General features: G+C 64.6%; 30 protein-coding genes. 16 read left to right on the top strand and 14 right to left on the bottom strand.

The annotated features are described in order from the left end of the window. Positions 1-62: 62 nt before the first annotated feature. The 4 genes from relB to tyrS all read left to right on the top strand — a co-directional run bounded on the left by relB (position 63) and on the right by tyrS (position 3,514). The gene (gene relB / locus AC6UUM_RS05800; protein WP_500804387.1) at positions 63-290 is read left to right on the top strand and encodes a type II toxin-antitoxin system RelB family antitoxin; all 228 of its coding nucleotides are present in this window, start codon (positions 63-65) and stop codon (positions 288-290) included. Beyond that, complete coding sequence (locus tag AC6UUM_RS05805) at positions 274-546, top strand: type II toxin-antitoxin system RelE family toxin (RefSeq protein WP_500804388.1); 273 nt, start codon at positions 274-276, stop codon at positions 544-546. Before relB ends, AC6UUM_RS05805 begins: the two co-directional genes overlap by 17 nt. Positions 547-818: 272 nt before the next feature. Next, the gene (locus AC6UUM_RS05810; protein ID WP_500804389.1) at positions 819-1,880 is read left to right on the top strand and encodes a hypothetical protein; all 1,062 of its coding nucleotides are present in this window, start codon (positions 819-821) and stop codon (positions 1,878-1,880) included. 419 nt (positions 1,881-2,299) lie between these two features. Then, on the top strand, positions 2,300-3,514 hold the full coding sequence (gene tyrS / locus AC6UUM_RS05815; protein ID WP_500804390.1) for a tyrosine--tRNA ligase: 1,215 nt from the start codon (positions 2,300-2,302) through the stop codon (positions 3,512-3,514). On the opposite strand, the gene AC6UUM_RS05820 is transcribed toward tyrS, so the two are convergent. Further along, positions 3,504-4,940, bottom strand: a complete 1,437-nt coding sequence (locus tag AC6UUM_RS05820) for a sensor histidine kinase (protein WP_500804391.1) — start codon at positions 4,938-4,940, stop codon at positions 3,504-3,506. The two genes, tyrS and AC6UUM_RS05820, sit on opposite strands and share 11 nt — an antisense overlap. Before the next feature lie 13 nt (positions 4,941-4,953). Beyond that, positions 4,954-5,649, bottom strand: coding sequence for a response regulator transcription factor (locus AC6UUM_RS05825; protein ID WP_500804392.1), 696 nt, complete (start codon positions 5,647-5,649; stop codon positions 4,954-4,956). A gap of 101 nt (positions 5,650-5,750) precedes the next feature. Between AC6UUM_RS05825 and AC6UUM_RS05830 the strand changes: the two genes are divergently transcribed. Genes AC6UUM_RS05830 through AC6UUM_RS05850 form a run of 5 tightly spaced genes read left to right on the top strand, consistent with a single transcriptional unit; the run spans position 5,751 to position 8,953 of the window. Then, positions 5,751-6,878: a DUF3089 domain-containing protein gene (locus AC6UUM_RS05830; protein ID WP_500804393.1), complete on the top strand. Its 1,128-nt coding sequence runs from the start codon at positions 5,751-5,753 to the stop codon at positions 6,876-6,878. Further along, entirely contained in the window at positions 6,875-7,390 is a 516-nt protein-coding gene (gene ruvX, locus AC6UUM_RS05835) for a Holliday junction resolvase RuvX (RefSeq protein WP_500804916.1), read from the top strand. Before AC6UUM_RS05830 ends, ruvX begins: the two co-directional genes overlap by 4 nt. After that, complete coding sequence (gene msrB / locus AC6UUM_RS05840) at positions 7,387-7,749, top strand: peptide-methionine (R)-S-oxide reductase MsrB (RefSeq protein WP_500804394.1); 363 nt, start codon at positions 7,387-7,389, stop codon at positions 7,747-7,749. The genes ruvX and msrB overlap by 4 nt, the downstream gene beginning before the upstream one ends. Continuing rightward, entirely contained in the window at positions 7,746-8,657 is a 912-nt protein-coding gene (locus tag AC6UUM_RS05845; protein ID WP_500804395.1) for a peptidylprolyl isomerase, read from the top strand. Before msrB ends, AC6UUM_RS05845 begins: the two co-directional genes overlap by 4 nt. After that, the gene (locus AC6UUM_RS05850; protein WP_500804396.1) at positions 8,654-8,953 is read left to right on the top strand and encodes a DUF952 domain-containing protein; all 300 of its coding nucleotides are present in this window, start codon (positions 8,654-8,656) and stop codon (positions 8,951-8,953) included. Before AC6UUM_RS05845 ends, AC6UUM_RS05850 begins: the two co-directional genes overlap by 4 nt. Positions 8,954-9,069: 116 nt before the next feature. Here AC6UUM_RS05850 and AC6UUM_RS05855 read toward each other — a convergent pair whose 3' ends face one another. Further along, positions 9,070-9,681: a glutathione S-transferase family protein gene (locus tag AC6UUM_RS05855; protein WP_500804397.1), complete on the bottom strand. Its 612-nt coding sequence runs from the start codon at positions 9,679-9,681 to the stop codon at positions 9,070-9,072. 98 nt (positions 9,682-9,779) lie between these two features. Here AC6UUM_RS05855 and AC6UUM_RS05860 point away from each other — a divergent pair, with 98 nt between their 5' ends. The 4 genes from AC6UUM_RS05860 (at position 9,780) to AC6UUM_RS05875 (ending at position 13,399) form a co-directional block, all read left to right on the top strand. Continuing rightward, positions 9,780-11,249 (top strand): Do family serine endopeptidase, encoded by a 1,470-nt coding sequence (locus AC6UUM_RS05860; protein ID WP_500804398.1) that lies wholly within the window; start codon positions 9,780-9,782, stop codon positions 11,247-11,249. Positions 11,250-11,352: 103 nt separating this feature from the next. After that, on the top strand, positions 11,353-11,931 hold the full coding sequence (locus AC6UUM_RS05865) for a methylated-DNA--[protein]-cysteine S-methyltransferase (protein WP_500804399.1): 579 nt from the start codon (positions 11,353-11,355) through the stop codon (positions 11,929-11,931). Between the two features lie 366 nt (positions 11,932-12,297). Then, positions 12,298-12,603, top strand: a complete 306-nt coding sequence (locus AC6UUM_RS05870; RefSeq protein ID WP_500804400.1) for a hypothetical protein — start codon at positions 12,298-12,300, stop codon at positions 12,601-12,603. Between the two features lie 169 nt (positions 12,604-12,772). Beyond that, complete coding sequence (locus AC6UUM_RS05875; protein WP_500804401.1) at positions 12,773-13,399, top strand: hypothetical protein; 627 nt, start codon at positions 12,773-12,775, stop codon at positions 13,397-13,399. A 145-nt stretch (positions 13,400-13,544) separates the two neighbouring features. On the opposite strand, the gene AC6UUM_RS05880 is transcribed toward AC6UUM_RS05875, so the two are convergent. Together AC6UUM_RS05880 and AC6UUM_RS05885 are read right to left on the bottom strand one after the other, a co-directional pair. Further along, positions 13,545-14,177: a PEPxxWA-CTERM sorting domain-containing protein gene (locus AC6UUM_RS05880; protein WP_500804402.1), complete on the bottom strand. Its 633-nt coding sequence runs from the start codon at positions 14,175-14,177 to the stop codon at positions 13,545-13,547. Between the two features lie 283 nt (positions 14,178-14,460). Then, on the bottom strand, positions 14,461-16,467 hold the full coding sequence (locus AC6UUM_RS05885; protein WP_500804403.1) for an acetyl-CoA carboxylase biotin carboxylase subunit: 2,007 nt from the start codon (positions 16,465-16,467) through the stop codon (positions 14,461-14,463). Positions 16,468-16,999: 532 nt separating this feature from the next. On the opposite strand from AC6UUM_RS05885, the gene AC6UUM_RS05890 reads away from it, so the two are divergent. Together AC6UUM_RS05890 and AC6UUM_RS05895 are read left to right on the top strand one after the other, a co-directional pair. Continuing rightward, a complete protein-coding gene (locus AC6UUM_RS05890) occupies positions 17,000-17,767 on the top strand; it encodes a PEPxxWA-CTERM sorting domain-containing protein (RefSeq protein WP_500804404.1) in 768 nt (255 codons plus the stop codon). Between the two features lie 97 nt (positions 17,768-17,864). After that, positions 17,865-18,005: a hypothetical protein gene (locus AC6UUM_RS05895; protein WP_500804405.1), complete on the top strand. Its 141-nt coding sequence runs from the start codon at positions 17,865-17,867 to the stop codon at positions 18,003-18,005. 381 nt (positions 18,006-18,386) lie between these two features. Here the strand turns inward: AC6UUM_RS05895 and AC6UUM_RS05900 are convergent, their stop codons facing one another. The 4 genes from AC6UUM_RS05900 to AC6UUM_RS05915 all read right to left on the bottom strand — a co-directional run bounded on the left by AC6UUM_RS05900 (position 18,387) and on the right by AC6UUM_RS05915 (position 21,042). Beyond that, positions 18,387-18,695 (bottom strand): UrcA family protein, encoded by a 309-nt coding sequence (locus tag AC6UUM_RS05900; RefSeq protein WP_500804406.1) that lies wholly within the window; start codon positions 18,693-18,695, stop codon positions 18,387-18,389. A gap of 119 nt (positions 18,696-18,814) precedes the next feature. Beyond that, positions 18,815-19,285, bottom strand: a complete 471-nt coding sequence (locus tag AC6UUM_RS05905) for a DUF2269 family protein (RefSeq protein ID WP_500804407.1) — start codon at positions 19,283-19,285, stop codon at positions 18,815-18,817. 3 nt (positions 19,286-19,288) lie between these two features. Next, complete coding sequence (locus AC6UUM_RS05910) at positions 19,289-20,821, bottom strand: acyl-CoA carboxylase subunit beta (protein ID WP_500804917.1); 1,533 nt, start codon at positions 20,819-20,821, stop codon at positions 19,289-19,291. A 2-nt stretch (positions 20,822-20,823) separates the two neighbouring features. After that, positions 20,824-21,042, bottom strand: a complete 219-nt coding sequence (locus AC6UUM_RS05915; protein ID WP_500804408.1) for a hypothetical protein — start codon at positions 21,040-21,042, stop codon at positions 20,824-20,826. 2 nt (positions 21,043-21,044) lie between these two features. Here AC6UUM_RS05915 and AC6UUM_RS05920 point away from each other — a divergent pair, with 2 nt between their 5' ends. After that, complete coding sequence (locus AC6UUM_RS05920) at positions 21,045-21,833, top strand: PEPxxWA-CTERM sorting domain-containing protein (RefSeq protein ID WP_500804409.1); 789 nt, start codon at positions 21,045-21,047, stop codon at positions 21,831-21,833. On the opposite strand, the gene AC6UUM_RS05925 is transcribed toward AC6UUM_RS05920, so the two are convergent. From AC6UUM_RS05925 to AC6UUM_RS05945, 5 genes are read right to left on the bottom strand one after another with little or no spacing between them, the layout of a single operon-like run. Continuing rightward, complete coding sequence (locus AC6UUM_RS05925; protein ID WP_500804410.1) at positions 21,830-22,519, bottom strand: ATP12 family chaperone protein; 690 nt, start codon at positions 22,517-22,519, stop codon at positions 21,830-21,832. The two genes, AC6UUM_RS05920 and AC6UUM_RS05925, sit on opposite strands and share 4 nt — an antisense overlap. Continuing rightward, on the bottom strand, positions 22,516-22,725 hold the full coding sequence (locus AC6UUM_RS05930; protein ID WP_500804411.1) for a hypothetical protein: 210 nt from the start codon (positions 22,723-22,725) through the stop codon (positions 22,516-22,518). The genes AC6UUM_RS05925 and AC6UUM_RS05930 overlap by 4 nt, the downstream gene beginning before the upstream one ends. Next, the gene (locus tag AC6UUM_RS05935; protein ID WP_500804412.1) at positions 22,722-22,979 is read right to left on the bottom strand and encodes a hypothetical protein; all 258 of its coding nucleotides are present in this window, start codon (positions 22,977-22,979) and stop codon (positions 22,722-22,724) included. The genes AC6UUM_RS05930 and AC6UUM_RS05935 overlap by 4 nt, the downstream gene beginning before the upstream one ends. Next, a complete protein-coding gene (locus tag AC6UUM_RS05940; RefSeq protein ID WP_500804413.1) occupies positions 22,972-23,625 on the bottom strand; it encodes an HAD-IA family hydrolase in 654 nt (217 codons plus the stop codon). The genes AC6UUM_RS05935 and AC6UUM_RS05940 overlap by 8 nt, the downstream gene beginning before the upstream one ends. Next, a complete protein-coding gene (locus AC6UUM_RS05945; protein ID WP_500804414.1) occupies positions 23,622-24,242 on the bottom strand; it encodes an FMN-binding negative transcriptional regulator in 621 nt (206 codons plus the stop codon). The genes AC6UUM_RS05940 and AC6UUM_RS05945 overlap by 4 nt, the downstream gene beginning before the upstream one ends. Between the last annotated feature and the right edge of the window lie 48 nt (positions 24,243-24,290).

Genomic DNA, 24,290 nt, shown 5'->3' on the forward strand with positions numbered 1-24,290 from the left:
TGTCGCCCCCACCCGTGCTGATCAGATTTGCACTACATGTATCGCAATGTTAGTCTTGCGACATGCCCATTTCGCTCCGCCTTCCCACCGATGTCGAAGCCCGCTTGTCAGCCCTGTCCACGCTGACCGGCCGCTCCAAGAGCTTTTACGCCATCGAAGCCATTGTCGAGCATATCGACGATCTGGAAGACGCCCATCTGTCCGCCGAAATCCGCGCCCGCGTCCGCGCCGGCACCGAAGCGCGCACTTCCCTGACCGATCTGCTGGCCGAACATGGCCTGGTGGGTTGAATTCGCCGACAGCGCCGCCAAGCAGCTTCGCAAACTCGATCCGCAAATTGCCCGGCGCATCCTGACGTTCCTGCGCGACCGTGTGGCGACGTTGGACGACCCCCGCAGCATCGGCGAGGCGCTGCGCGGCAAGTTACTCGGCGATTTCTGGAAATATCGCGTCGGCGACTGGCGCATCATCGCCGATCTCGATGATGGCGTGATGCTGATCACGGTGATCCGGCTGGGCAACCGGCGGGAGATTTATCGGCGGTGAGACGTGTTATGCTAAGGAGGAGGAGGCCTACGGCGGGCAGGGCCTCAAGCCCTGCACCAACTTTGTTTCGGGTTAACGCACTTTCAGCGTCAATCCGGCCATCCCACCCCACCCCATCACCCGTGACTTGATCGGGGGGCAGTTTTCTGCATCTTGGATGGCGCGGTGACTGGAGGTGCTACAGCGGCGTTCGATTGCCAAATGAGTATTAAGTGTCGTTCGTCCGGAAATTTTTGAGTCCTCGGAATTTGTTGGTGGAGTGATTTACTGCTATGATCAAGGAGCGCATTGCCCTAGCAACCGTAAGCATTGCCGAAAGTGCGATGGACTTTCTGAAGCACGCAGTCGATGAAATTGAAAAGCACCCGAAATATTCCGTCATCCATTTTGCAACGGCAGTCGAGCTGATCCTGAAAGCTCGACTGATGCATGAACATTGGGCGCTGGTGGTCGAAAAAACATCAGATGCAGATGTGGAGCGATTTCTGTCGGGCGATTGCAGGACCGTCAGCGCGGCAGAGGCGATCCGCCGTCTATCGAAAATCGCGAGTCAGTCCATCCCGGCCGATGCAGTTACGCTATTCAATCGCCTCGCTACGCATCGCAACCGCATGGTTCATTTCTTCCATGAGGCGGGCGGGAATGAGGCTTCCGCCGAGCTTTTGGAAGGAATTGCACGGGAACAGTGCCTTTGCTGGTTTCATTTGGAACGACTGCTTAGACTATGGTCTGACCAGTTTGCCGATATGGATGAAGACATCACCCGCATCGCCTGGGCAATGAAGCGCAATAGGCAGTTTCTGGCGGTGAATTTTGAGCAATTAAAGCCCAAGATCGATGCTGACGTCGCAAAGGGCGTTGTTTTCCACGACTGTGCCGGTTGTGGATTTGCAGCCGCCGAGGTGAATGATGTTTCAGAATTGCTTCACAGTCTTTCTTGCCACGTATGCGGCCTTACGGGCGGTTATCTCCAGATGCCCTGTCCGTCTGGATGCGGCCGTGACATTGCGATCGAGGCTGACCATGGTAGTGACCGGCAATGCAAAGAGTGCGGCCATGTAGTTTCGCAAGAGGAACTGATGGATGCGCTGAGTACTGAGTACGTCGCTCCCGAGGATTTTGTGCAGATGAACTGCGCATTTTGTTGCTCGCTGGGTTCGGTTGTTCAACACGGCGATAGCTATGTCTGCACAGAATGTCTTAGCTTCGAGGAGGAAATCGCAATGTGTGGGTGGTGCAACGAAATGCAGATCGGTGGTGGAGATCTTGAATTCAGCTATTATACCGGATGCGAATTCTGCGAAGGGCACGCGGGATGGCACAGGGACGACTGAACATAGTTTCACGCAAAAGTGAAAATATTTCAAAGTTGATCTCAATTCAATTCGATCCCTGGGAAGTACATGCATTGGCTTTTTTAGAACAGCCGAACCCCGGATCAAGTCTGGGGTGACGGATAAGGAGGGCCGCCCGAAAACAAACGGGTCCAGGGTCTGCGACCCTGGCCGCCGGAGGCCTTTCTTGTTCTTCGCCAGCTCTGTCCTACATCCCGGCCAATGGGTTACACTGGCGATCGTGGGCAGCATCGATCAGCAACCAGCTTGTTTGCGGCGGCAGAATAGGTGAGCAGAAAAATCTGGAATCCCGTACGAAACGTCAAAACCGGCAAAACTGGGCGGGCCAGAGACTGGGCGTCCGAGTGTCAGCCGGGGGCATGACAAGCGCCCCCACACCCCTTAAAAGCCAACCCGCCATGACCTACAGCAGCGAATTCCTCACCCGCCTCGACACGCGCGGTTTCATCCATCAGGTGACCGATCCGGCCGCGCTGGATGAGGCCGCAGCGAAGGGCATTGTAACCGCTTATGTGGGCTTCGATTGCACCGCGCCGTCCCTGCACATCGGCAATCTCGTCTCGATCATGATGCTGCGCCATCTGCAGCAATCCGGCCACCGGCCGATCGTGGTGATGGGTGGTGGGACCACCAAGATCGGCGATCCGTCGGGCAAGGATGATGCGCGGCAATTGCTCGGCGACGATCAGATCAACGCCAACATGGCCAGCATCCGCCGCATCTTCGAACGCTTCCTGACGTTTGGCGACGGGCCGACCGATGCGGTGATGGTCAACAATGATGATTGGCTGTCGGGCCTTCAGTACATCCCGTTCCTGCGCGATGTCGGCCGGCATTTTTCGATCAACCGCATGCTGAGCTTTGACAGCGTGAAGCTGCGGCTGGACCGGGAACAGCCGCTCAGCTTCCTTGAATTCAACTACATGATTTTCCAGGCCTATGATTATCTGGAACTGAACCGCCGCTTTGGCTGCACGCTGCAAATGGGCGGCAGCGACCAGTGGGGCAATATTGTCAACGGCACCGATCTGATCCGCCGCATCGAGGCGCGTGACGCCTGGGGCCTCACCACCCCGCTGATCACGCGGGCCGATGGCGCCAAGATGGGCAAGACCGCGCAAGGCGCGGTGTGGTTGCACGAGGACCAGTTGGCGACGTTCGATTACTGGCAGTTCTGGCGCAACACCCATGATGCCGATGTGGGCAAGTTCCTGCGGCTGTTCACCGATCTGCCGCTGGATGAAATCGCCCGGCTGGAAGCGCTGCAAGGCGCCGAGATCAACACCGCCAAGGACGTGCTGGCGACCGAAGCCACCGCGCTGTGCCGGGGGCGCGACGCCGCCGAAGCCGCCGCGGCCACCGCGCGCACCACCTTTGCCGATGGCGGCGCGGGAGAGGATCTGCCGCAGTTCGCCACGGCTGCACCGGTCTCCATCATCGATGCGCTGATCGGCCTGGGCTTTGCCGCATCGAAGAACGAAGCGCGCAAGCTGGTCGCCCAGGGCGGCGCGCGCATCGATGGCATGGCTGCGGCGGGCGATGCCGCGTTGGTTGCGCCGGGCCAGAAGGTGAGCGCCGGCAAGAAACGCCACGGGCTGGTGGTCAGCGCCTGACCGCCTGTTCGGCCGGCAAATCGATCGTCACCCGCAATCCTGGTTGATTGTCTGCCAGGCTGATGCTGCCGCCGTGCAGGCGCGCCACTGCGCCGGCCAGCGACAGGCCCAACCCCGCTCCCTGAACGATGCCCTGCATGCCGCCCTGCTTGGGCCCGCGCGCCGCATCCAGCCGGCCGAAGCGGCGCAGTGCTTCCGCGCGGCGATCGGCCGGGATGCCGGGGCCGCTGTCGGCCACCCACAGCCGGCTTCCCTTTGCGGTCATCTGCGCGCCCAGCTCGATGCGGCCGCCGCTGGCGCCATAGCGCAGCGCATTGTCGATCAGATTGGCCAACGCGCGGCCCAGCAACTGGCGGTGGGCGCGCGCCGGCACCGCGCCGGTCGCCGCCACCACCATCGTCACCCCGGCGTCTTCCGCCAGCGGGTCATACATGTCGGCCAGATCGGCGATCATGGCGGCCAGATCAATCTCGGCGAAGCTGTCGCGGCCGATGCCGGCTTCGGCGCGGCTGATTTCCAGGCTGTTGTCCAGCATGGCGAGCAGCGATTCGGCTTCGGCCGATACGGCGGCCAGATCATCGCCGGTGACCACATGCCCGTGCGAAAGCCGCTCGATCCGGGCCTTCAACCGGGTGAGCGGCGAGCGCAGATCATGCGCCAGCCCGTCGGTGACGGCGCGCAGTTCATCGATCAACCCTTCCACGCGTGCCAACATGACATTGAAGGCCTGGCCCATGGAATCAAAGGCATCGGCCGGCGGTCCCGGCGGCAGCGCCACCCGCGCCTCCAGCTTGCCGGCGGTGACGTCGCCGACGACGTCGGCCAGATCATGGACGCGATCGGTGATGATACGGGTGATCATCCGGCTGGTGAGGAACGCCAATATCATCGCCACCGGCAAGGCGAGCAGCAAGGTGGTGGTCAGCTTGTTCTGCAACTGCACTTCGGCGGCCAGGCTGCGGCCGACCAGCAGGCGATGCCCCTGCGGCATCGGCCGCGCCACCACCATGAAGGGTTCGGCAATGCCCTGATGATAATGCATTGCCGGCACGCGGTAGAATTGGCCATCGGCTGCCACCCCGGCCGGCCATTGCGGCAGATTGCCAAGCAAGCGCCGGCCGCCCGGCGCTGCCAGATGGATCACCAGCGGGCCAGGCACGGCCAGTTCGCCCTCCAGGATCACCCGGGCCGCCGTGATGCCGCCCCGCTGCCAGGCCGTGCCGGCGGCATCGGCGATGGCGGCGATGCGCCCTTGGGCTTCGCTGTCCAACTGGCTTTGCGTGGCGCGTTCCAGCAGGATCAGCAGCAAGGCGCTGCCCGATACCAGCATCACGAACAGCAACAGGCTGATCCGCGCCGTGGTGGTGCGCGGCGCGATGCCGGCAAACCAGTCGCGCCAGAAACCCGCGGGCGTGGAATCGGTCATTGCCGGCCCGCGCTCAGGCGGACACCGGCTCACCGCCCACACGATAGCCGGCGCCGCGCACGGTTTCGACGATGCCGCCGGCGCCGCCTTCATCCAGTTTCTTGCGCAGCCGGCTGACATGCACGTCGATCACGTTGGTGCCGGGATCGAAATGATAATCCCACACGCCTTCCAGCAGCATCGATCGCGTCACGACCTGGCCGCGGTGGCGCACCAGATATTCCAGCAGGCGAAATTCGCGCGGTTGCAATTCGATGCGCTTGCCGGCCCAGGTGACCCGGCGGCCCAGCAGATCGAGCTCCAGTTCGCCTTCCACCAGGCGCGTCAATTCGGCGCCGGTGGCGGCACTGGCGCGGCGCTGCACCGCTTCCAGTCGGGCCAGCAATTCCGGCAGCTCGAATGGCTTGGTGACATAATCATCGGAACCGGCGCGCAAGCCCCGCACCCGTTCATCCAGGCTGGCCAACGCCGACAGCATCACCACCGGCGTGTTGTTGCCGGCCGCGCGCAGCTGGGTCAGCACGGCGAGGCCATCCAGTTCGGGCAACATGCGATCGAGGATGATGGCGGCATGGTGGCCGTTCAGCGCCTGATCCAGACCGGATTGGCCATCGCCGGCAATATCGACGTGATAACCGGCACCCTGCAACCCTTGTGCGACATGGGCGGCCATGGTGGCGTCATCTTCGATACACAAAATGTTGGCCATCCCGCGACTTTATGACGCTTGGGTAAGAAAACTCAAGTGGCGGGGGGCGATAGGGGGCATTTTTCTTCGCTCCTGCCGGCGGCCCCTGCTATGCGGCCGCGATGTTGGCGCGTCGTTTCCTGTGGGTGGTGGCCATCGCCATCTTTATCGTGATTGCATTGGCACTGGCCTGGCGGCTGGCCGGCAACCGCTTGTTGTCGGCAGCGCTGGTGCCGGGCGGCGAATTTGATGCGGCGGCGGCCGGTGCGCCCTATGATTATGCCGTGCCCGCGGCGTGGGCGGCGCGGCCCGGCATGGCGAACGACCCCACCGCGTGGCGCCCGCCCGGCGCGCCAGTGATGGCAAAAACCGATGCCGCGGTGTTCTTCGTGCCGCCCACCGCCGCCTTCAGCACCATGCAGTGGAATGAACGCAGCGATGTTGGCCAAACCGCCAATCGGCTCGCCGGCTTTCTGCGCACCGAAACCAGCGCGCTGGCCGATGCCGGGCCGCTGTGGGCGCCGCATTATCGCCAGGCGGTGATCGGCAGCTTCCTGGCCGATGCGCCCGAAACGCGCCGCAAGGCCCAGGCGGCGCAGGCGCTGGCCTATGCTGATGTGGCGGCGGCCTTTGCGGTGTTTGTGGCGGCCCAGCCCAAGGACACGCCGATCATCCTGGCCGGCCACAGCCAGGGCGCGCTGCACCTGCTGCGTCTGCTGAAGGAACAGGTCGCCGGCACACCGCTGCAGGCGCGGGTTGTGGCGGCCTATCTGGTCGGCTGGCCGGTATCTGTGACGGCCGATCTGCCGGCGCTGGGCCTGCCGGCGTGCACGGCTGCAGCGCAATCGGGGTGCATCCTCAGTTGGCAAAGCTTTGCCGAACCGGCCGATCCGGATGCGGTGCTGGCGGTCTATTATGCCGGCCCCGGCCTGAATGGCATCGCGCGGCGCGGTACGGCGATGCTGTGCACCAATCCGCTGACCGGCGGGGCAGGCGGCTCTGCCCCGGCCAGCGCCAATCCCGGCAGCCTGGTGCCAACCGCAACCCTTGCCAGCGGCGAGTTGATCGCGCCCGGCGTGCCGGCGCGCTGCGATGCGCACGGGCTGCTGCTGATCGGCGAACCGCCGTCGGGCTATCCGGCCTATGTGTTGCCGGGCAATAATTTCCATGTGTTCGATTATCCGCTGTTCTGGGCTGCGGTCCGGAAGGATGCGGCAACCCGGGTGCAGGTGTGGAAAGCCGCACGCTGATCACGTCGCAGCCTGCGGAATTTGCGGCCGCCTTGCCGGGCGGCGGCCGGCTGGGCGGGCTGGATGTCGGCACCAAGACCATCGGCCTTGCCACTTGTGATGCCAGCTGGAGCTTCGCCAGCCCGGCCCACACGCTGGCCAAGGGCAAGTTCAGCGCCGATTTCGCCGCGCTGAAGGCGTGGGCGGCGCAGGCGCGGCTGGCGGGGCTGGTCGTTGGCCTGCCGCTCAACATGGACGGCACCGACAGTTCGCGCACCCAATCGGTGCGGGCCTTCGCGCGCAATCTGGCGCCGCTGGGCCTGCCGTTGCTGCTGTGGGACGAACGCTGGTCCACTGCCGCCGTCGAACGCGCCATGATCGCGGAGGATCTGTCGCGCGCCCGGCGTGCGGAACGGGTGGACAGGCTGGCAGCGGCCTATATCCTGCAAGGCGCCATCGATGCGCTGACGCGGCCAAACCTGAACGACGCGCTCGCGCGCCAGAACCCTGTAATCGGGAGTGAAGAACCATGAGCTGCCTGTCCCCCGCCGCCCGCGCCGTGCTTTATGATCATGCCACCGAACGGCCGTTCACGTCGCCGCTGAACGATGAAAAGCGCGCCGGCGAATTTCACTGCGCCGGCTGCGGGGCGCTGCTCTACCGGTCGGACGCCAAATACGACTCCGGCTCCGGCTGGCCGAGCTTCTGGGCCGCCGAAGACGGCGCGGTCGGCACCACCACCGATACCAGCCACGGCATGGTGCGCACCGAAGTGCATTGCGCCGGCTGCAACGGGCATCTGGGCCATATCTTCCCCGATGGGCCGCCGCCCACCGGCATGCGCCACTGCATCAACGGCCTGGCGCTGGATTTCGTGGCGGAAGGTGAATGATGCGCCACTTGCTCGCCCTCGCCGCCGCGCCGCTGCTGCTGGCGCAAGCGCCGCCGCCAGCCTCGCTGACCGCCACGTCGGCCGATGAGATCATCGCCAAGGCCCCAGCCGCGCACTGGTTGGCGATCGATCCCGATGACATCATGGTGATGGACACTGCCGCCGGCCGCATGGTGGTGCAATTGGCGCCGCAGTTCGCACCGGCGCATGTGGCCGCCATCAAGGCGCTGGTGCGCGCCGGGCGGTTCGACGATGGCCGCATCGTGCGCGTGCAGGACAATTATGTCGTGCAATGGGCCGCCAAACCGCTGGGCGGCGCCGAGCCGGTGAGCCAGCCGCCCGATGTGCGCGAACAGCGCGTGCGGCCCGAACATCTGCCCGCCGAATATGAACGGCCGCTGGCGGGCCTGAAATTCACGCCGTCGCCCTATGCCGACACTTATGCGCTGGCCGGATTTGTCAGCGGCTGGCAAGCGGCACGTGACCCAAAGGCCGGTTCGGTGTGGTTGGCGCATTGCTATGGCACGGTCGGCGTGGGGCGTGACATGCCGCCGGATACCGGCGACGGGGCGGAACTGTACACGGTGATCGGCCACGGCCCGCGCCACCTCGATCGCAACATCGCCAATGTCGGCCGCGTGCTCGCCGGCATCGAACCACATGCGGCCCTGCCGCGCGGCACGGAGGCGCTGGGCTTCTACAAGGACGACAGCCAGCGCACGAAGATCAATCAGGTACGCCTGGCCAGCCAGATCGCCGGCTTTCCGCGCTGGCAGATGATGGATACCGCTTCCAGCAGCTTTGCCGCGGTGAACAAGGCGCGGGCCAATCGCACCGGATTCTTCATCCGCCCGGCCGGCGCCGCCGATCTGTGCACATTGAAGGTGCCGGTGCGGCCGGTGCCATGACTCCGGTGATCAAGCTGTTGCGCGCCGCCGAATGGGCGCAGTTCCAGGCTGACGGGGTGTCCGCCGGTTCACCGGACGATCTGCGCGACGGTTACATTCACCTGTCCACCCCCGAACAGGTGCCCGGCACGCTGGCCAAATATTTCGCCGGTGAAGTGGACGCCGTGGCGCTGACGCTCGATGCCGATACGCTGGGCGATGCTCTGCGCTGGGAACCCAGCCGCGGCGGAGCACTGTTCCCGCATCTTTACCGGCCGCTGCGGCTGGACGAGGTGTTGGACGTTCGGCGCTTGTGAGACCCCTCCGTCGCCCTTCGGGCGCCACCTCCCCTGAGAGGGGAGGATCAGATCGGTCCTGCCCTTCTTGATCCTCCCCTTTCAGGGGAGGTGCTGAGCGCAGCGAAGCGGAGGGGTCAACCCACTGCCTGCGCGGCCTTGGCTCGCTTGAACCCGTCCCGCGCTTGGGCCCGCGCCCAATAGGCCTGGCACTGCGGCCCCAGTTCGCCCAGATGCCCCAGCGTCTCGGCGAGCAGCAACGCATAGGCGACCGCGATATCGGCGACGGTGAAATCGCCGCACAGCCATTCCCGCCCATCGGCCAGCGCCTGTTCGGCCCAGATGGTGCGCGCAACGAACCAACGCTTGTAATCGCTCGCCACCTTCGGGTTGCGGTTCTCCGGCTTTTCCAGCCGCGTGTAACGCAGCACCAATGTCTGCGGGAAGGTGAGCGTCGCGTCGGACTGGTGCAGGAAATTCAGATAATCGCCGTAACGCGGATCGCCGGGCAGCACGCGCAGCGCGCCTACCTTATCGGCCAGATATTGGCAGATCGCGGCGCTTTCGGTCATGCGCACCGCACCATCGGTGAAGAAGGGAATCGTGCCCAGCGGGTTCAGCTCCAGGAACGAAGGTTCCAGCCAGCGCGGCGGGAAGGGCAGCAGCACCAGTTCATACGGCAGGCCCAGTTCTTCCAGCGCCCATAACGCCCGAAAGCTCCGCGCATCCCGGCAGTGCCAAAGTTTCATGGATTTCGCCCCTTCATCAACGCCCCGCGCGCCCCATATTCATGCCGGCTTAAACTTGGCTCCGCAATCACGGCGCCATGCACAGGATGATCCGAACCATGGTTAAAAAGCTGAAGCTGCTGGGCGGCGTCGCGCTGGGGGTGGCGGCCGGCGCGGGAATCGCCGTGGGCGTCGCCAACATGTCCGACACCGGGCGGGTGGCGGCGCAAATCCCGCCGATGGATACCAGCGAAGTGCCGCGCACCGTGCCGGCCGGTGGCGGCCAGGTCGCACTCAGCTTCGCGCCGGTGGTCAAATCCGCAGCGCCAGCGGTGGTCAATATCTACACCGCCACGCTCGATCGCCGGCCGCGCAACATGAACGAGGACTTCATGCAGCGCTTCTTCGGCGGCGCGCCGGTGCAGCCGCGCGTGCAGCAATCGCTGGGTTCGGGCGTCATCGTCGGCGCCGATGGCCTGATCGTCACCAACAATCATGTCGTCGAAGGCGCCGATCAGATCCTGGTGGCGCTGGCCGATCGCCGCGAATTCAAGGCGCGCATCCTGTTTGCCGATCCCCGCCTCGATTTGGCGCTGCTCAAGGTCGATACCGAAGGTGCCGCGCTGCCGGTCATCCGCATGGCCGACAGTGATCGGCTGGAGGTCGGCGATGTCACCGTTGCCATCGGCAATCCGTTTGGCGTCGGGCAAACCGTCACCACCGGCATTGTTTCGGGCCTGGCGCGCACCGGCATCGGCGTATCCGATTGGCAATTCTTCATCCAGACCGATGCGGCCATCAACCCCGGCAACAGCGGCGGCGCCCTGCTCGATGCGCAGGGCCGCCTGATCGGCATCCCCACCGCCATCTACAGCCGCACCGGCGCGTCGAACGGCATCGGCTTTGCCATCCCGTCCAAGATGGTGCGCGTGTTCCTCACCGCGGCAGACAAGGGCAAGCTGGTTTCCGGCTGGATCGGCGTGGAGGGCGAGCCGCTGACCGCCGACACCGCCAAGCAACTCGGCCTCGATCGCCCCGGCGGCCTGCTGGTGACGGCGGTGGTGCCCGGCAGCCCCGGCGCGCGCGCCGGCATAAGGGCCGGCGATGTGCTGCGCAGTGTCGATGGCAAGGAAGTCGCCAATGGCGGCCAGTTGCGCTACAGCCTCGCCACCGAAGGCGTCGGCAAAACGCTGAATGTGCAATTGTGGCGCGATCGCGCCGCCGTGGCGGTGCCGGTCACGCTGGCGCCGCCGCCGGAAAACCCGCCGCGCAGCATCACCCGCATCACCGCCCGCTCGATCCTGGCCGGCGTCACCGTCGCCAATCTGTCGCCGGCCTATGCCCAGGAACTCGGCGCCGGCCTGCCCGAAGCCGGCGTGGTGGTGGTCGCCATCGAAGCCAATGCGCCGGCCGCGCGCTTCCTGCGCCCCGGTGCGCTGCTCGAAACCCTGGGCGGGCAACCGGTGAAGACGGTGGCAGACGTGACGCGCCTGGCCGGCACCGGCGCGCTGATCGTGCGCTTTGCCGTGGGCGAACAACGCGCCGAATGCGGGGTCAACAATGTCGGCGGGCTGAGCTGCCGCAGCTGAGGGTGGTAGCCGCACCACACGCCCACCCCCAGCCCCTCCCGCAAGCGGGAGGGGAGCAGGAGGGCAACGCCACTCCCGCTTGCGGGAGGGGCTGGGGGTGGGAATGCCCGGCCATAACGCCGAATCCCATGGCGCTTTTCCGCCAGACACGCTGGGTGACCTCTGGCAGAACTGCACGATGATCTTCACCCTCTCCCGCATCCCCAGCCCGCTGGGCGACCTGCTCGCCGTCACTGCCCCCGATGGCAGGCTGCACGCGCTGGACTTCGCCGATTACGCCGCGCGCCTGCACCGCCTGTTCGCCCGCCACCATCCCGGCGCCGCGCTGCAGGAAGGCCCAGCGCCCGACGCTCTGGTATCGGCGCTGGCCGCCTATTTCGCCGGCGATGCCGCTGCGCTGGATGGCCTCACCGTCGCCCGCATCGGCAGCCCCTTCCAGCAACGTGTCTGGGCCGCCCTGCGCGCCATCCCCGCCGGGCAGACCAGCAGCTATGGCGCGCTCGCCGCCGCGATTCGCCAGCCCAGCGCGGCCCGCGCCATCGGCCTGGCCAATGGCGCCAACCCCATCGGCATCGTCGTCCCCTGCCACCGCGTCATCGGCGCGAACGGCGCCCTCACCGGCTATGCCGGCGGCGTGGAGCGCAAGGCCTGGCTGCTGCGCCACGAAGGGGCGATGCTGTAGGGAAGGGGAAAGCCTCCGGCGGCAAGGGTCGCAGACCCTTGACCCATCAATTTTGGGGCGGCCCTTCACCCCGTAACCTCTCCCCTTGGGGGAGAGGTCGAGTGACGGCCAAGCCGGCCCGGGAGAGGGGCTATGCACCGCCAGTGGCCACACGCGACCCCTCTCCCGCCCCCCGGATCAAGTCCGGGGCAGGCTGCGCTCTGCGCGAGTCGACCTCTCCCCCAAGGGGAGAGGTGATCTACCCCGCCCTTTCTTCTCCTCTCCCATTCAAGGGAGGGGCCGGGGGTGGGTGCGCACCGCCAGCGCCATCATTTCGAAATCGCTCGCGCAGTTGCTGGCTTGGCGCTGCGCGATTAGATTGCCGGCATGGTTGCCACCGTCATTGTCTGCATCGTCATCATCTGTCTTGCGCAAGGCTATCCGGGCGGGTGGCTGGGCGGATTCGCGGAAATGGCCAGCATGATGGCGTTGGCGGCCGTTCCCGGCCTGCCCTGGTTGCTGGGCTCTGCATTGGATGGCTGGCTTGGCACCGGGTTTCTGGCCCCGGCCTTGGGCTGGCTCGGCACCGGCGTGCTTGTGCTGATGGCGCTGGGCGCCGTGGTGCAGGGCTTCGCACGCCTTGCTGACGGGTGGCGGGATTTTTGGTTTCCGCGAAATCGGTTGCCGAAATAGCGGGGCCCCACCCCGGATCAAGTCCGGGGCGACGTGGCTCTTTTTGGGTGGAACGCCGCTGTCGGCTTTTCCGTCATTATTCACCCGTCGCCCCGGGCCTGACCCGGGGCCCCGCTCGCTTTGTTCGGGCTCTGTCCTACACACCTCACATCATGGCATAATCCCATCCATGAGCCATGAACCCGCCCCCATCACCGCCCCCATCACGGCCGCCGATATCGAGGCCCTGTTGCCGCCCAAGACCCGCCATGACGGCTGGACGCCGGCGCGGCAGCAGGAGTTCATCGAGGTGTTGGCGGATAGCGCCTGTGTGCGCACGGCGGCGCGGCGGGTGGGGATGACGGCGCAGAGTGCCTATCGCCTGCGCCGTCACCCGGATGCGGCGGATTTTCGGGCCGCCTGGGATATGGCGGTCGATCAGGCCTGGCTGCACATCAAGCAGACGGCGCTGAACCGCGTGTTGAACGGGGAGGAGGTGGAGATCGTCCGCGAAGGCGTGGTGGTCACCGTGCAGCGCAAGCCCTGCGATCCGCGCTTGTTGATCAACATGCTGGATCGGGCGCAGCGGATGACCGGCGGCGACGAGCGCCAGTTTCGCGAGTTGTCGCAATTGCGGGACCTGATCGACGATCTGCCCGATCGCGAAGCCTGGGTGGGCGAACGGCTGGACCCGCTGCATTTCCGCGAACTGGAGCGCGTGCCGGAGGTGCCGCGCCTGCCCGCACGCCAATCGCCCTTCCCCGATTATATCGGCAGGCCGCGCGCCAGAAAAACGGGAAAAGCGGAACCTTTGTAACCTTGTAAATTGCAATAAGCGGCCCAGCGCTTTCCAACACGCAAATATATCAATCACTTGGCTGTTTTGGCCGGAAAGCGTTCAAAAAAAAGTGGGGCGCCGTGTTGCCACGACGCCCCGTCCGATTGGCAGCTTGGTTGCCGTGTCAGGCCGCGATTGTGGTGCGCGAACGGCGACGCATGGAGGCGCCGACCAGGCCGAAGCCGGTGAGCATCATGGCCCACATGGCGGGTTCGGGAACCGCACCGGATTCGAGGCGGAAGTTGCCGTTGTAATCGTTGCCGTCGCCGCCGAACGACGCGACATTGGCCTGGACCGAGTCGCCGAGATCGCGGCGGAACGAGAACTCGATCAACGAATATTTCTGGCCGCCTGAATTGAACGAGCTGCCGCTGTTGAACGTGTTGGTCAGCGGCGTGTACATGCCCGTCAACGTCTGACCGGTGTCGAAGTTGAGCGTCAGGTTGTAGAGCGGATCCGAATCGACCGTCGTGCCTGGCAAATAGCCTTCGCCGGACAGCAGGGCGCGCGTGATGGCGTTGGGCGCGATGCCAAGGCTGATCGGCTGGTCGTTCGGGTTCAGATAGTCGCCCGCATTCGGGGTCGCGACGAACAGCGTGTAGTTGCCGGTTTGCCCCGTGGTCCAGATCGTCGAACCACCCGAGCCCGTAACGGCCGCCTTGGTGAGGGTGAGCGCATTGGCGCCCGTGGCACCAAGCGCAATGGCGAGTGCGACGAGGGGCAGGGAAATGCGTGAAATCTTCATGGTGTTGGTCATCCTTACGCTTACAAGGTAGCTCCCCGCACCACATGACCTGCACATATCGTGCCAAGTGCGCGGAGGCGTCTTGTGACCGTGAAGGATACGGAAAACGTAAAAAGTTCCCCAGCAAAACTGTATTATTATTTTACACTTTACGGCTAAATCCATATTTTCGTTTGGATAAAACGATCGTGAATGGGGCGCCATGTCCCGCCATCCTGTACATGCCCAGGCCGGGATCGACGGCGCGCCTGAAACCGAACCGCGGGCAGGGGCCTCGCCCGTGCCCGCGGGAGGCTCAGCCTTCGAATTCCATGATCACCGCGTCCACCGCCAGCGAATCGCCGGCCTTGGCCAGCAGTTTCGCCACCACGCCGGATTTTTCGGCGCGCAGGATATTTTCCATCTTCATGGCTTCCACGGTGGCCAGTTGCTGGCCCGCCTCCACCTTGTCGCCTTCGGCCACCGCGATGGAAACAACCAGGCCGGGCATCGGGCAGAGCAGATATTTGCTCATGTCCGGCGGCACCTTGGCGATCATGAAGCGCGCCAGTTCGGCGGCGCGCGGGGTGAGGGTGCGGGCCTTGTGGGCGCCGCCGCGGGTGGTGAGGGTGAGGCTGCTGCCCTTGCGTGCCACGCCGATCGCCACGGCCACGCCATCGACCGTGCCGGTGAAGATCGCATCGCCCACGCGCCAGCCGGATTGCACGACCAGGTCGCGGCCTTCGATCAGCACTTCGTGGCTGCCGCCTTCGCCGTTGACTTCCACCGGGATCTGCTCGCCGTCAAGTTCGACCACCCAGTTGATGCCATATTCGGCGCCGTCGCCGGACAATTGGCCATCGATCAACTGTTCGCGCGCCACGGTTTCGGTGTGGATGATGGCCGCGGCGGCGACCAGCGCATCGCGGGTTTCGGCGGACATCGGCGCGCCGTGGAAGCCGTCCGGATATTCCTCGGCAATGAAGCCGGTGGTGACATTCGCGCCGGCCTGGAAGCGCGGGTGTTGCATGATGGCAGCGAGGAAATCGATATTATGGTTGATGCCCTTGATCTGATAGCGATCCAGCGCTTCGGCCTGCGCGGCGATGGCGTCGGCGCGGGTGGGGCCCCAGGTGATCAGCTTGGCGATCATCGGATCATAGAACATGCTGATTTCGGCGCCTTCGATCACGCCGGTATCGATGCGCACCAGCCGGCCGGCATCGTCCGGGCCAGCCTCCGGCGGCTGGCAGCGCGACAGGCGGCCGATGGAGGGCAGAAAGCCGCGATAGGGATCCTCGGCATAGACGCGGGTTTCGATGGCGTGGCCGTTCAACTGCACATCGGCCTGGGTGAAGGGCAGGGCCTCGCCAGCCGCCACGCGGATCATCAATTCCACCAGATCGAGGCCGGTGATGCATTCGGTGACCGGATGTTCGACCTGCAGGCGGGTGTTCATTTCGAGGAAATAGAAACTGCGATCAGCGCCGGCGATGAACTCCACGGTGCCGGCGCTGAAATAACCGACGTTGCGGGCCAGGGCCACCGCCTGCTCACCCATCTCGCGGCGCATGTCGGGCGTGACGAACGGGGAGGGGGCTTCCTCCACCACCTTCTGGTGGCGGCGCTGGATCGAACAATCGCGCTCGTTCAGATAGATGATGTTGCCCTGTTGATCGCCGATCAGCTGGATTTCGATGTGACGCGGTTGTTCGACGAATTTTTCGATGAACACACGGTCGTCGCCGAAACTGGCCAGCGCCTCGCGGCGGACGCTGTCGAAGCCTTCACGCACATCGGCTTCGCTCCACGCCAGCCGCATGCCTTTGCCGCCGCCGCCGGCCGATGCCTTCATCATCACCGGATAACCGATGCCGCCGGCGATCTCCACGGCATGATCGGTGCCGGTGATCTCGCCGACAAAGCCCGGCACGACGCTGACGCCGGCGGCCTTGGCGCGGCGCTTCGATTCGATCTTGTCGCCCATGGCGGCGATGGCCGGCGCCGGCGGGCCGATGAACGCGATGCCGGCCTGGTCAAGCGCCTCGACAAAGCCGGCGCGCTCCGACAGGAAGCCATAGCCGGGGTGGACAGCCTCGGCGCCGGTGGCCAGGCAGGCGGCGATGATCTTGTCCGCGATCAGATAGGATTCGGCGGCCGGCGATGGCCCGATATGCACGGCTTCATCGGCCAGGGACACATGCAGCGCCTGCGCATCGGCATCGGAATAGACCGCGACAGTGGCAATGCCCATGGCGCGGGCCGAGCGGATCACACGGCAAGCAATTTCACCGCGATTGGCGATCAATATCTTCTTGAACAAGGCACGGGCCTCCCTGGCGCTACGCGGCAATTCCATAGCGTTCGCGCCGCGCCGCGCAACCGGTCGATTTTGGCGTGTGGAGCCGGCATCAATCGATTTTCGCGGTCATGGCGACCAAGGCGCTGCGTTTCACATGCGCCGCCGCGATTGGCAAAGCCCCTCAGCGCTCAGCGCGAGACGATGGCCGTGGCTTGCCGGGTTTTGGCGACAGCAATTTGCGGCGCAGCCAATTGCAGCACTTGCGCCTTGCAGGCAGTATCTTCGTGGGGTTCGGCAATAGCGTGGTGTGTTCATGAAAATGTAACGCGTTGGTGGGCGCTGGACCAGCCTGCAAGGGTCAACGGGTGTCGCGACGCAGCGGACTGCGACTATACCAATTCGCACTTGCAAAACCCATTTTGGCCGATACTAACGATGTTGCCGAAGTGGTCGGCAGGGGACAGCGGTCAGTCAATCCGTGATGTTTGGCTGAATTGGCAAGGGTCGGTTGCCAATAGCTGGCCGTCTTTAACTCAACGTTAGGGGAAGTTAGATGAAAATTAAGCTGATCATGGCCACGTTGGCCATGGGCTTTGCTGTGGTCGCGCCGGCCGCAGCGACCAATCTGGTGCAAAATGGCGATTTCGAACAGAATGGCGGCGTCGGCCAGCCTGGCTATACCACCACATTGGCCAGCTGGACCCTGGGTGCCACAGTTGACGGCGCGCCGCATCCGTTCGGCTTTGTGGTTGATGACGCTGCCGATGATACGGGTTGGCCGTCCGTGTTCTCGCCGCCCAACATCAAGGTGTGGGGCCCGGGCACCGGGGTCAACAACGGCTTCACCGGCAGCAACAATGGCGGCAAATTCTTTGGTGGCGATGGCGATTATGCCGCCGCGCCGTTGCAGCAGACCATCAACGGTCTGGTCGTCGGCCAGCAGTATGAATTGAAGTTCGAATGGGCCGGTGCCCAGTTCACCGACGCCACGGGTGATTACACGATCGGCTTCAATATCAACTTCGGCAACGACAGCGTGTCCACCGGCACGCAGGCTGTGGCCTCCAAGGGGTTCCTGCCCTGGGCGAACTCCACGTTCACCTTCACCGCCTCCTCGGCCAGCCAGCTGCTCAGCTTCCTGGCCGTTGGTGGGCCTTCCGGCCTGCCGCCCTTCGGCCTGCTTGATGGTGTGAGCCTGACCCAGATCGTGCCGCCGCCGCCGCCGCCCGCTGTCCCGGAACCGGCCAGCTGGGCAATGCTGATCGTCGGCTTCGGTCTGGTGGGCGCCATGGCCCGCCGCCGCGCGCTGCGCACGGCCTGATGCTGCGGCCCGGCCCGTCCTCTGTGGACGGGCCGGGCCATTTTACATGACCGGGTTGCCGATCCCTGCCGCAATCTTGACCGCATGAGCGGTACCGGTGATTGCGCCGGCAAATCCCGACACGATGCTGACGCCGGTGGCCTTGGCGCGGCGCTTCGATCATACTGCCGATGGCGGCGACGCCCATGGCGCGGGCCGTGGGGCTGACATGGCCGGCGCCAATCGATTTTGGCGATGATGGCGACCAAGAGGCTGCGTTTCACACGCGCCGCCGCGGCTGGCAAACAGATGGCACCGCAGGTGGCGGTGGAACTCAATCGTCCCAGCCCTGTTCCCCCCGCAGGTGCTGGTGATGATCTTCATCCCACCTTGCCAGAGCCGCTCTTCCCCCAGTGGCCCTGGCTCCGGCCGGCGCTGTTTCCCCCGAACAGCGCCGGCCACCCCATGTAAAGGTCGCGTTGCTTGAAACTTTTCCTGCAGACTGTTGCTGCGGCCCTGGCCGCGTTGAACGGCGAGCCACTGGCGTTCCAGGGCCTGATCCCGCCAAGCGCCCGCTGAATCGAAATCGGCCGGCGCGGGTTCCCCCGGCCGGCCGTTTTCTCGAGTTTTTTCCGTCTGTTCAGCGGTTGGCAGCCACCGTCATCGCCAGCCGCTGGCGCACCGCGTTGATCTGCGGCGTCACAGCCTGCATCGCATCAGCCTCGCACGCGGCGAGCGCTTCGCCTTCTTCACGGCTGAAGGTGATCGGGTAACCGCACAGGCGGGCGACGGCGATGCGCACGCGCTTGTCCAGCGCGCGCTGCCCGGCCTGTGCCGACAGATCCAGATCGGCGATCTTCACGACGATCCGCGCCTCTTCATAACCCGGTTCGGCGGCCAGTGCCGGTGCGGCCAAGCCGGCGGTGCCGGCTGCAACGATCAATGCCATCAGGATACGCATAGTCTCTCTCCCACTCCGATGCAGGGAGAATGCGCGCCTCGTCACATCAATGCAACAAGAATGTCATCAAACTGTCATTGATACGTCATTTATCCGCAACATCACTGTCATCCGGGCTGCGCGATCATCAGCCACAGCGCCGCAAGCAGCGGCACGGTGGAGATCAGGCCCCAGAAAATCCACCGCTTAGACAAGGCCTTGTAGGCATCGGGCACGGTTCCGCTGCTGGCAAACTGCCGCGCCAGCCGCGCCGCCTTGATCTGGATCGGCACGATCAGCCCCATCCAGATCAGCCCCGCCGTCACAAAACACAGCTGCGCCCACAGCATCCAGCCTTCCAGCAACGGGAAATGGCCGATGATGGCCAGGCCATAGCCACCGGCCATGGTGAGCACCACGCCCCACACCGTCATCGACCAATCGGTGTAGGTGATGAGTTTCTGCGCAAAGCCAAGCACTTGCGGGCGGCCATCGCGGTCAGCGAAATACTTCCAGATCGCGGTAACGGTGATGTTGCCCATCAACATCACCACGCCGGTGAGGTGCAGGAATTTCCAGACGAGATAGGTCTCAGGCACGCATCACAGCGGAATATTGTCGTGCTTCTTCCACGGGTTGCTCAGCTGCTTGGTGCGCAGCTTGCGCAGGCCCAGCACGATCCGCTTGCGTGTCGCGTGCGGCATGATCACTTCATCGATGAAGCCCATGCTGGCTGCCACGAACGGGTTGGCAAAGCGCGCTTCATATTCGGCGGTGCGCGCGGCGATCTTGTCCTTGTCGCCGATGTCCTGGCGGAAGATGATTTCCACCGCGCCCTTGGCCCCCATCACGGCGATTTCGGCGGTGGGCCAGGCATAATTGAGATCGCCGCGCAGATGCTTCGACGCCATCACGTCATAGGCGCCGCCATAGGCCTTGCGGGTGATCACGGTGATCTTGGGTACGGTGGCTTCGGCATAGGCGAACAGCAATTTCGCGCCGTGCTTGATAATGCCGCCATATTCCTGGGCGGTGCCGGGCAGGAAGCCGGGCACATCGACGAAGGTGACGATCGGAATGTTGAAGGCATCGCAGAAGCGCACGAAGCGCCCGGCCTTCTTCGATGAATTGATGTCGAGGCAGCCGGCCAGCACCATCGGCTGGTTGGCGACAATGCCCACGGTATGGCCTTCGATACGGGCAAAGCCGACGATGATGTTGCCGGCATGGCCGGGCTGAAGTTCGAAGAACTCGCCATCGTCGGCGACCTTCTGGATCAGCTCGTGCATGTCATAGGGCTTGTTGGCGCTGTCTGGAATCAGCGTATCCAGGCTGGGCTCGGCGCGCAGCGGATCATCGCTGGTCGGGCGGAACGGCGCCTGCTCGCGGTTGTTGAGCGGCAGGAAATCGAAGAAGGCACGGGTGCGCAGCAGCGCATCGATATCATCTTCCAGCGCCAGATCGGCCACGCCGGATTTGGTGCTGTGGGTGATCGCCCCGCCGAGTTCTTCCTGCGTGACCACTTCGTTGGTCACGGTCTTCACCACGTCAGGCCCAGTGACGAACATGTAGCTTGAATCCTTCACCATGAAGATGAAGTCGGTCATCGCCGGGGAATAGACCGCACCGCCGGCACAGGGCCCCATGATGAGGCTGATCTGCGGCACCACGCCCGATGCCAGCACATTGCGTTGGAATACCTCGGCATAGCCGCCCAAGGACGCCACGCCTTCCTGGATGCGCGCGCCGCCGCTGTCATTGAGGCCGATCACCGGTGCGCCGACCTTCATCGCCATGTCCATGATCTTGCAGATTTTCTGCGCATGGCGTTCCGAAAGCGATCCGCCGAACACGGTGAAATCCTGGGAGAACACGAACACCAGCCGGCCATTGATGGTGCCGCTGCCGGTGACCACGCCGTCGCCGGGAATGATGGTTTCCTGCATGCCGAAATCGGTGCAGTTATGCTCGACATACATGTCGAGCTCTTCGAACGAGCCGGGATCGAGCAGGATATCCAGCCGCTCGCGCGCGGTCAGCCTGCCCTTGGCGTGCTGCGCAGCGATGCGCTTGGTGCCGCCGCCCTGTCTGGCAGCATCGCGGCGACGTTCGAGTTCTTCCAGCGTCTTCAGCATCGTCATTCCCGTTTGGTTGGCCATTGTTTAGCAGCGGCACCGGCAAGGTAAAGCTTGCACTGCAAGGCTGATGCGCCAGTGCGGCAAATGCCGGCCTGACCTGCCACGGTTGGGTGCGCCGAAAAATTTTTCTTCGCCCCGCCGGCCGGAACAGGGATTTGCAAATAGTTAATAATTTTGGGATATTCCCCAAACGTTCGTTTCAACCAAGGGGTTTGCATCAGTGAAAAAACTAGTCTTCGGACTGGCGGTTGCCGCTGCGGTGCCGGCGCATGCCACGCTGGTGGTGTCGGGCGATGGCAACATCATTACGGCGCTGATCGGGGCCAACCTGCCACCGTTCGGCACCTACGTTGCGCCAGACCCGGGGAATCAACAACTCTTCAGAAATTTGCTGAACGGCACGACCAAGGCCGTAATCCGAAACAGCTTGATTGGTTTTGGAAGCTCCGCCGGGATCGCCCAATTTTATGCCGACAACGGCGTGGCGACCACGCTTATCGACAAAAACGCGCCGATTGCCGCTTCAGACCTGGCATCGACCCGCCTGTATATCGATTTGGTGCCGGCTCAAGCCTATACGCCGAGCGAAGTGACAGCGATTTCCAATTTTCTGCAAGGCGGTGGCAAATATCTGGTGAGCGGTGAATTCGCACCGTTTTTCTCGGCAAACAACGGGTTTGTGAATTCGCTCTTGATCGGCATTGGCAGTGACATTCGGATTGTTGACGATTCTCTCTCCCCCTTCCAGTTCAGTTCCGCACTGACAGTTGGATCCGGGCCGTTGGTTGCCGGTGTGCCCAGCGTAAGCTTCTTGTACGGCTCTAACGTCACTGGCGGCACGCCGATGTTCAGCTATTCAGGGAAGACAATCGTGGCGATGGCGGAATTTGGTGGCGGCACCCCCACCACACCGACGGTGCCCGAGCCGGCAAGCTGGGCCATGCTGATCGCCGGTTTCGGCCTCACCGGCGCTGCGCTGCGCCGCCGCCGCGCTGCAATTGCCGTCTAAAGCAGGCGCAGCATCGACACCGCGGCATTGAGGTCGGCCTGCCGCTCGGCATGGCCGGCCTCGGCCAACGGGTCCTTGCCCCATTGTTCGGCCTGCCACAGTTCATCGAGATGCCCGATCGTCCACGCCGTGGCGGCATCCATGGCGCCATCGGCGACGGCCAGGCCGATCAGCGCCGACCCCGAAATCGTCACCACCGGATTGAGCGCCGCCAGCCGGAAGGCGTCGAAGGCGCGATAGGCCGACGTGATCCGCGCCAGCGTTTCGGGTGGCTGCGGGCGGTGGATGATGCCGGTGACGATCGTGAACATGATGACATAACGCGCTTGCGCCCACGCCAGCCAAGGGTCCCATTGCGCGGCCTGGTGCGCCACCAGCGGCGCCGGATAATCGGCGCGATAGGCGAGCAGCTCATTTTCGGCGAACACGGCCAGCCCGTCGGCAAAGGCCGCGGCATCAGGCGCCACGCGATCGATCGCGGCATTGGCCAGCCCGGTCAGCGGCATGGCGCGCGGGTCGACCACGTCGCCTTGCGCATTCCATTCCGCCGCGATTGCGTGGGCCAGTGTTTCGGTCGGCACGAGCAAAGCCGCGCGCGCCGGGGTGCGCAGCGGCTTGCCGTCCAGCGCCACGCCCCAACCCGATGCCGCTTGCGTGACCGTCGCTGCCGTCCAGAACCGCTTCACCGTTTTGTCAGCCCCAGATGCTTGGGCCGCACGAACAAGGTGAGCCCGCCGATCAGCACCACGGCGAGGCCGGGCGCCTGCCCGACCGTCTGGCTGAGCCACAGGCCGGTGACCATCACCGCCAGCCCGGCAAAGCGCACGCCGACATAGATCAGATAGCGTTTGCGGGCTTCGGCGAGCGGCAGAGGCGCGTTGTCGTTGGTCATGAATCGGCTTCCGGGCGTTGACGCAGCCGCCAGACCATCATTGCTGCAGCCGCCAATTGCAGCACGGACGCAGCGCCGAACAAGTATCGCAGCACCGGCCCGGCCCCTGGCATGGTGACCGGTGCCCGCCACGCCAGCCACGCAAAGATGCACCCGGCGATCAAGGACGGGATCACCCGCGACCAGCCGATCATGCGTACGCGGGCCACGACGACGGATTGTGCCTGGCCTTCCGGCTTCCCTGGATCAGCCATGCAGCAAGTCCCGCAAATGGCCGGCATCCATCGCCACGGCGACGGCCCCAGCCTCGATCAGTTCTTCGGCCTCGTGATAGCCCCAATCCACGCCGATGCTGCGCACCCCGGCGGCCTGGCCCATGGCAATATCGAAGATCGTATCGCCGATCATCACCGCCTGGCCCGCCTGCGCCCCGGCCTCGGTCAGCGCGGCGCGCAGCATCGACGGGTGTGGTTTCGATGGATGGCGATCGGCGGTCTGCAAGCTGACGAACAGATGGTGGATGCCGTGATGTTCCAGCGCCAGCCGCAGCCCGCGATCCGATTTGCCGGTCGCCACCGCCAGCTGCCAGCCATCGCCATGCAGCGCATCGAGCAGGCGGCGGATGCCGGGATAGAGCGGTTCCGGATCAAGCGCCGAGTCAGCCCGCAGGCGCTGGAACGCCGTCTTGTAATCATCGGCCAGCGATTGTTGCAGGTCCGGATCGGCATCCGGCAGCAGCGCCTGCATGGCTTCGAGCAGCGACAGGCCCACCACCCGCCGGGTCGCATGATCATCGGGCGCGGCCAGGCCATGGCGGGCAAAGCTGCTGGCCATCGCCCGGATGATGTTGATCTGGCTGTCGATCAACGTGCCGTCGCAATCGAAGACGGCCAATTTCACAATCTTGCCTTTCGGATGGCGGCGGCGCCGGCGGTTTCGCCCAGCTTTTCCAGCGCCGCAATCACGCCGGCCGCATCGGCGGCGCTGCGGTTCTGGCTGGCCTTCAACGTGGTGCGGATGGCGGTGGGGGTCAGCTCGAAACCGGTGATGGCGCGCATCATCGCCTCGGCGCGGGGTCGCTGCATCTTGGCCATCGTCCAATCCTGGCCGACGCGCGGTTCGAACGTGGCCGACGACAGATTGAGTAGCGCCTCCAGCTCGGCGGCATCCAGCGCCCGCACCGGGCCTTCCACTTCAACGGCCTGGTAATTCCAGGTCGGCACATTGTTGGCCGGTTCGGCATACCAGTTTGGCGAGACATAATGGCCGGGCCCGCCGATGCTGGCCATGGCCATCAGGCCATCGAGCGCCTGCGCCAGCGCATTGCCATTGGCGAGGTGGAACATCAGGCTGCCCTGTGCTGTCACCAGCACCGGCGCATGCGCGACGCGCGGGCCGGCCGGCGTCTGGCCAAAGATATGCGCGAAGGCCTGCGCGGCGACAAAGGCCAGCGGATCATCATCGCTGCGAAAGGCCGGGTTGGGATGCATGGCCCGCGCTTCCTGCCTCACGCCCATCCTGTCGGCAAGGAGAGTCGACGCCGCGCCCGCTTCGGCCTAGCGCTT

The organism is Sandarakinorhabdus sp. (assembly GCF_987265915.1).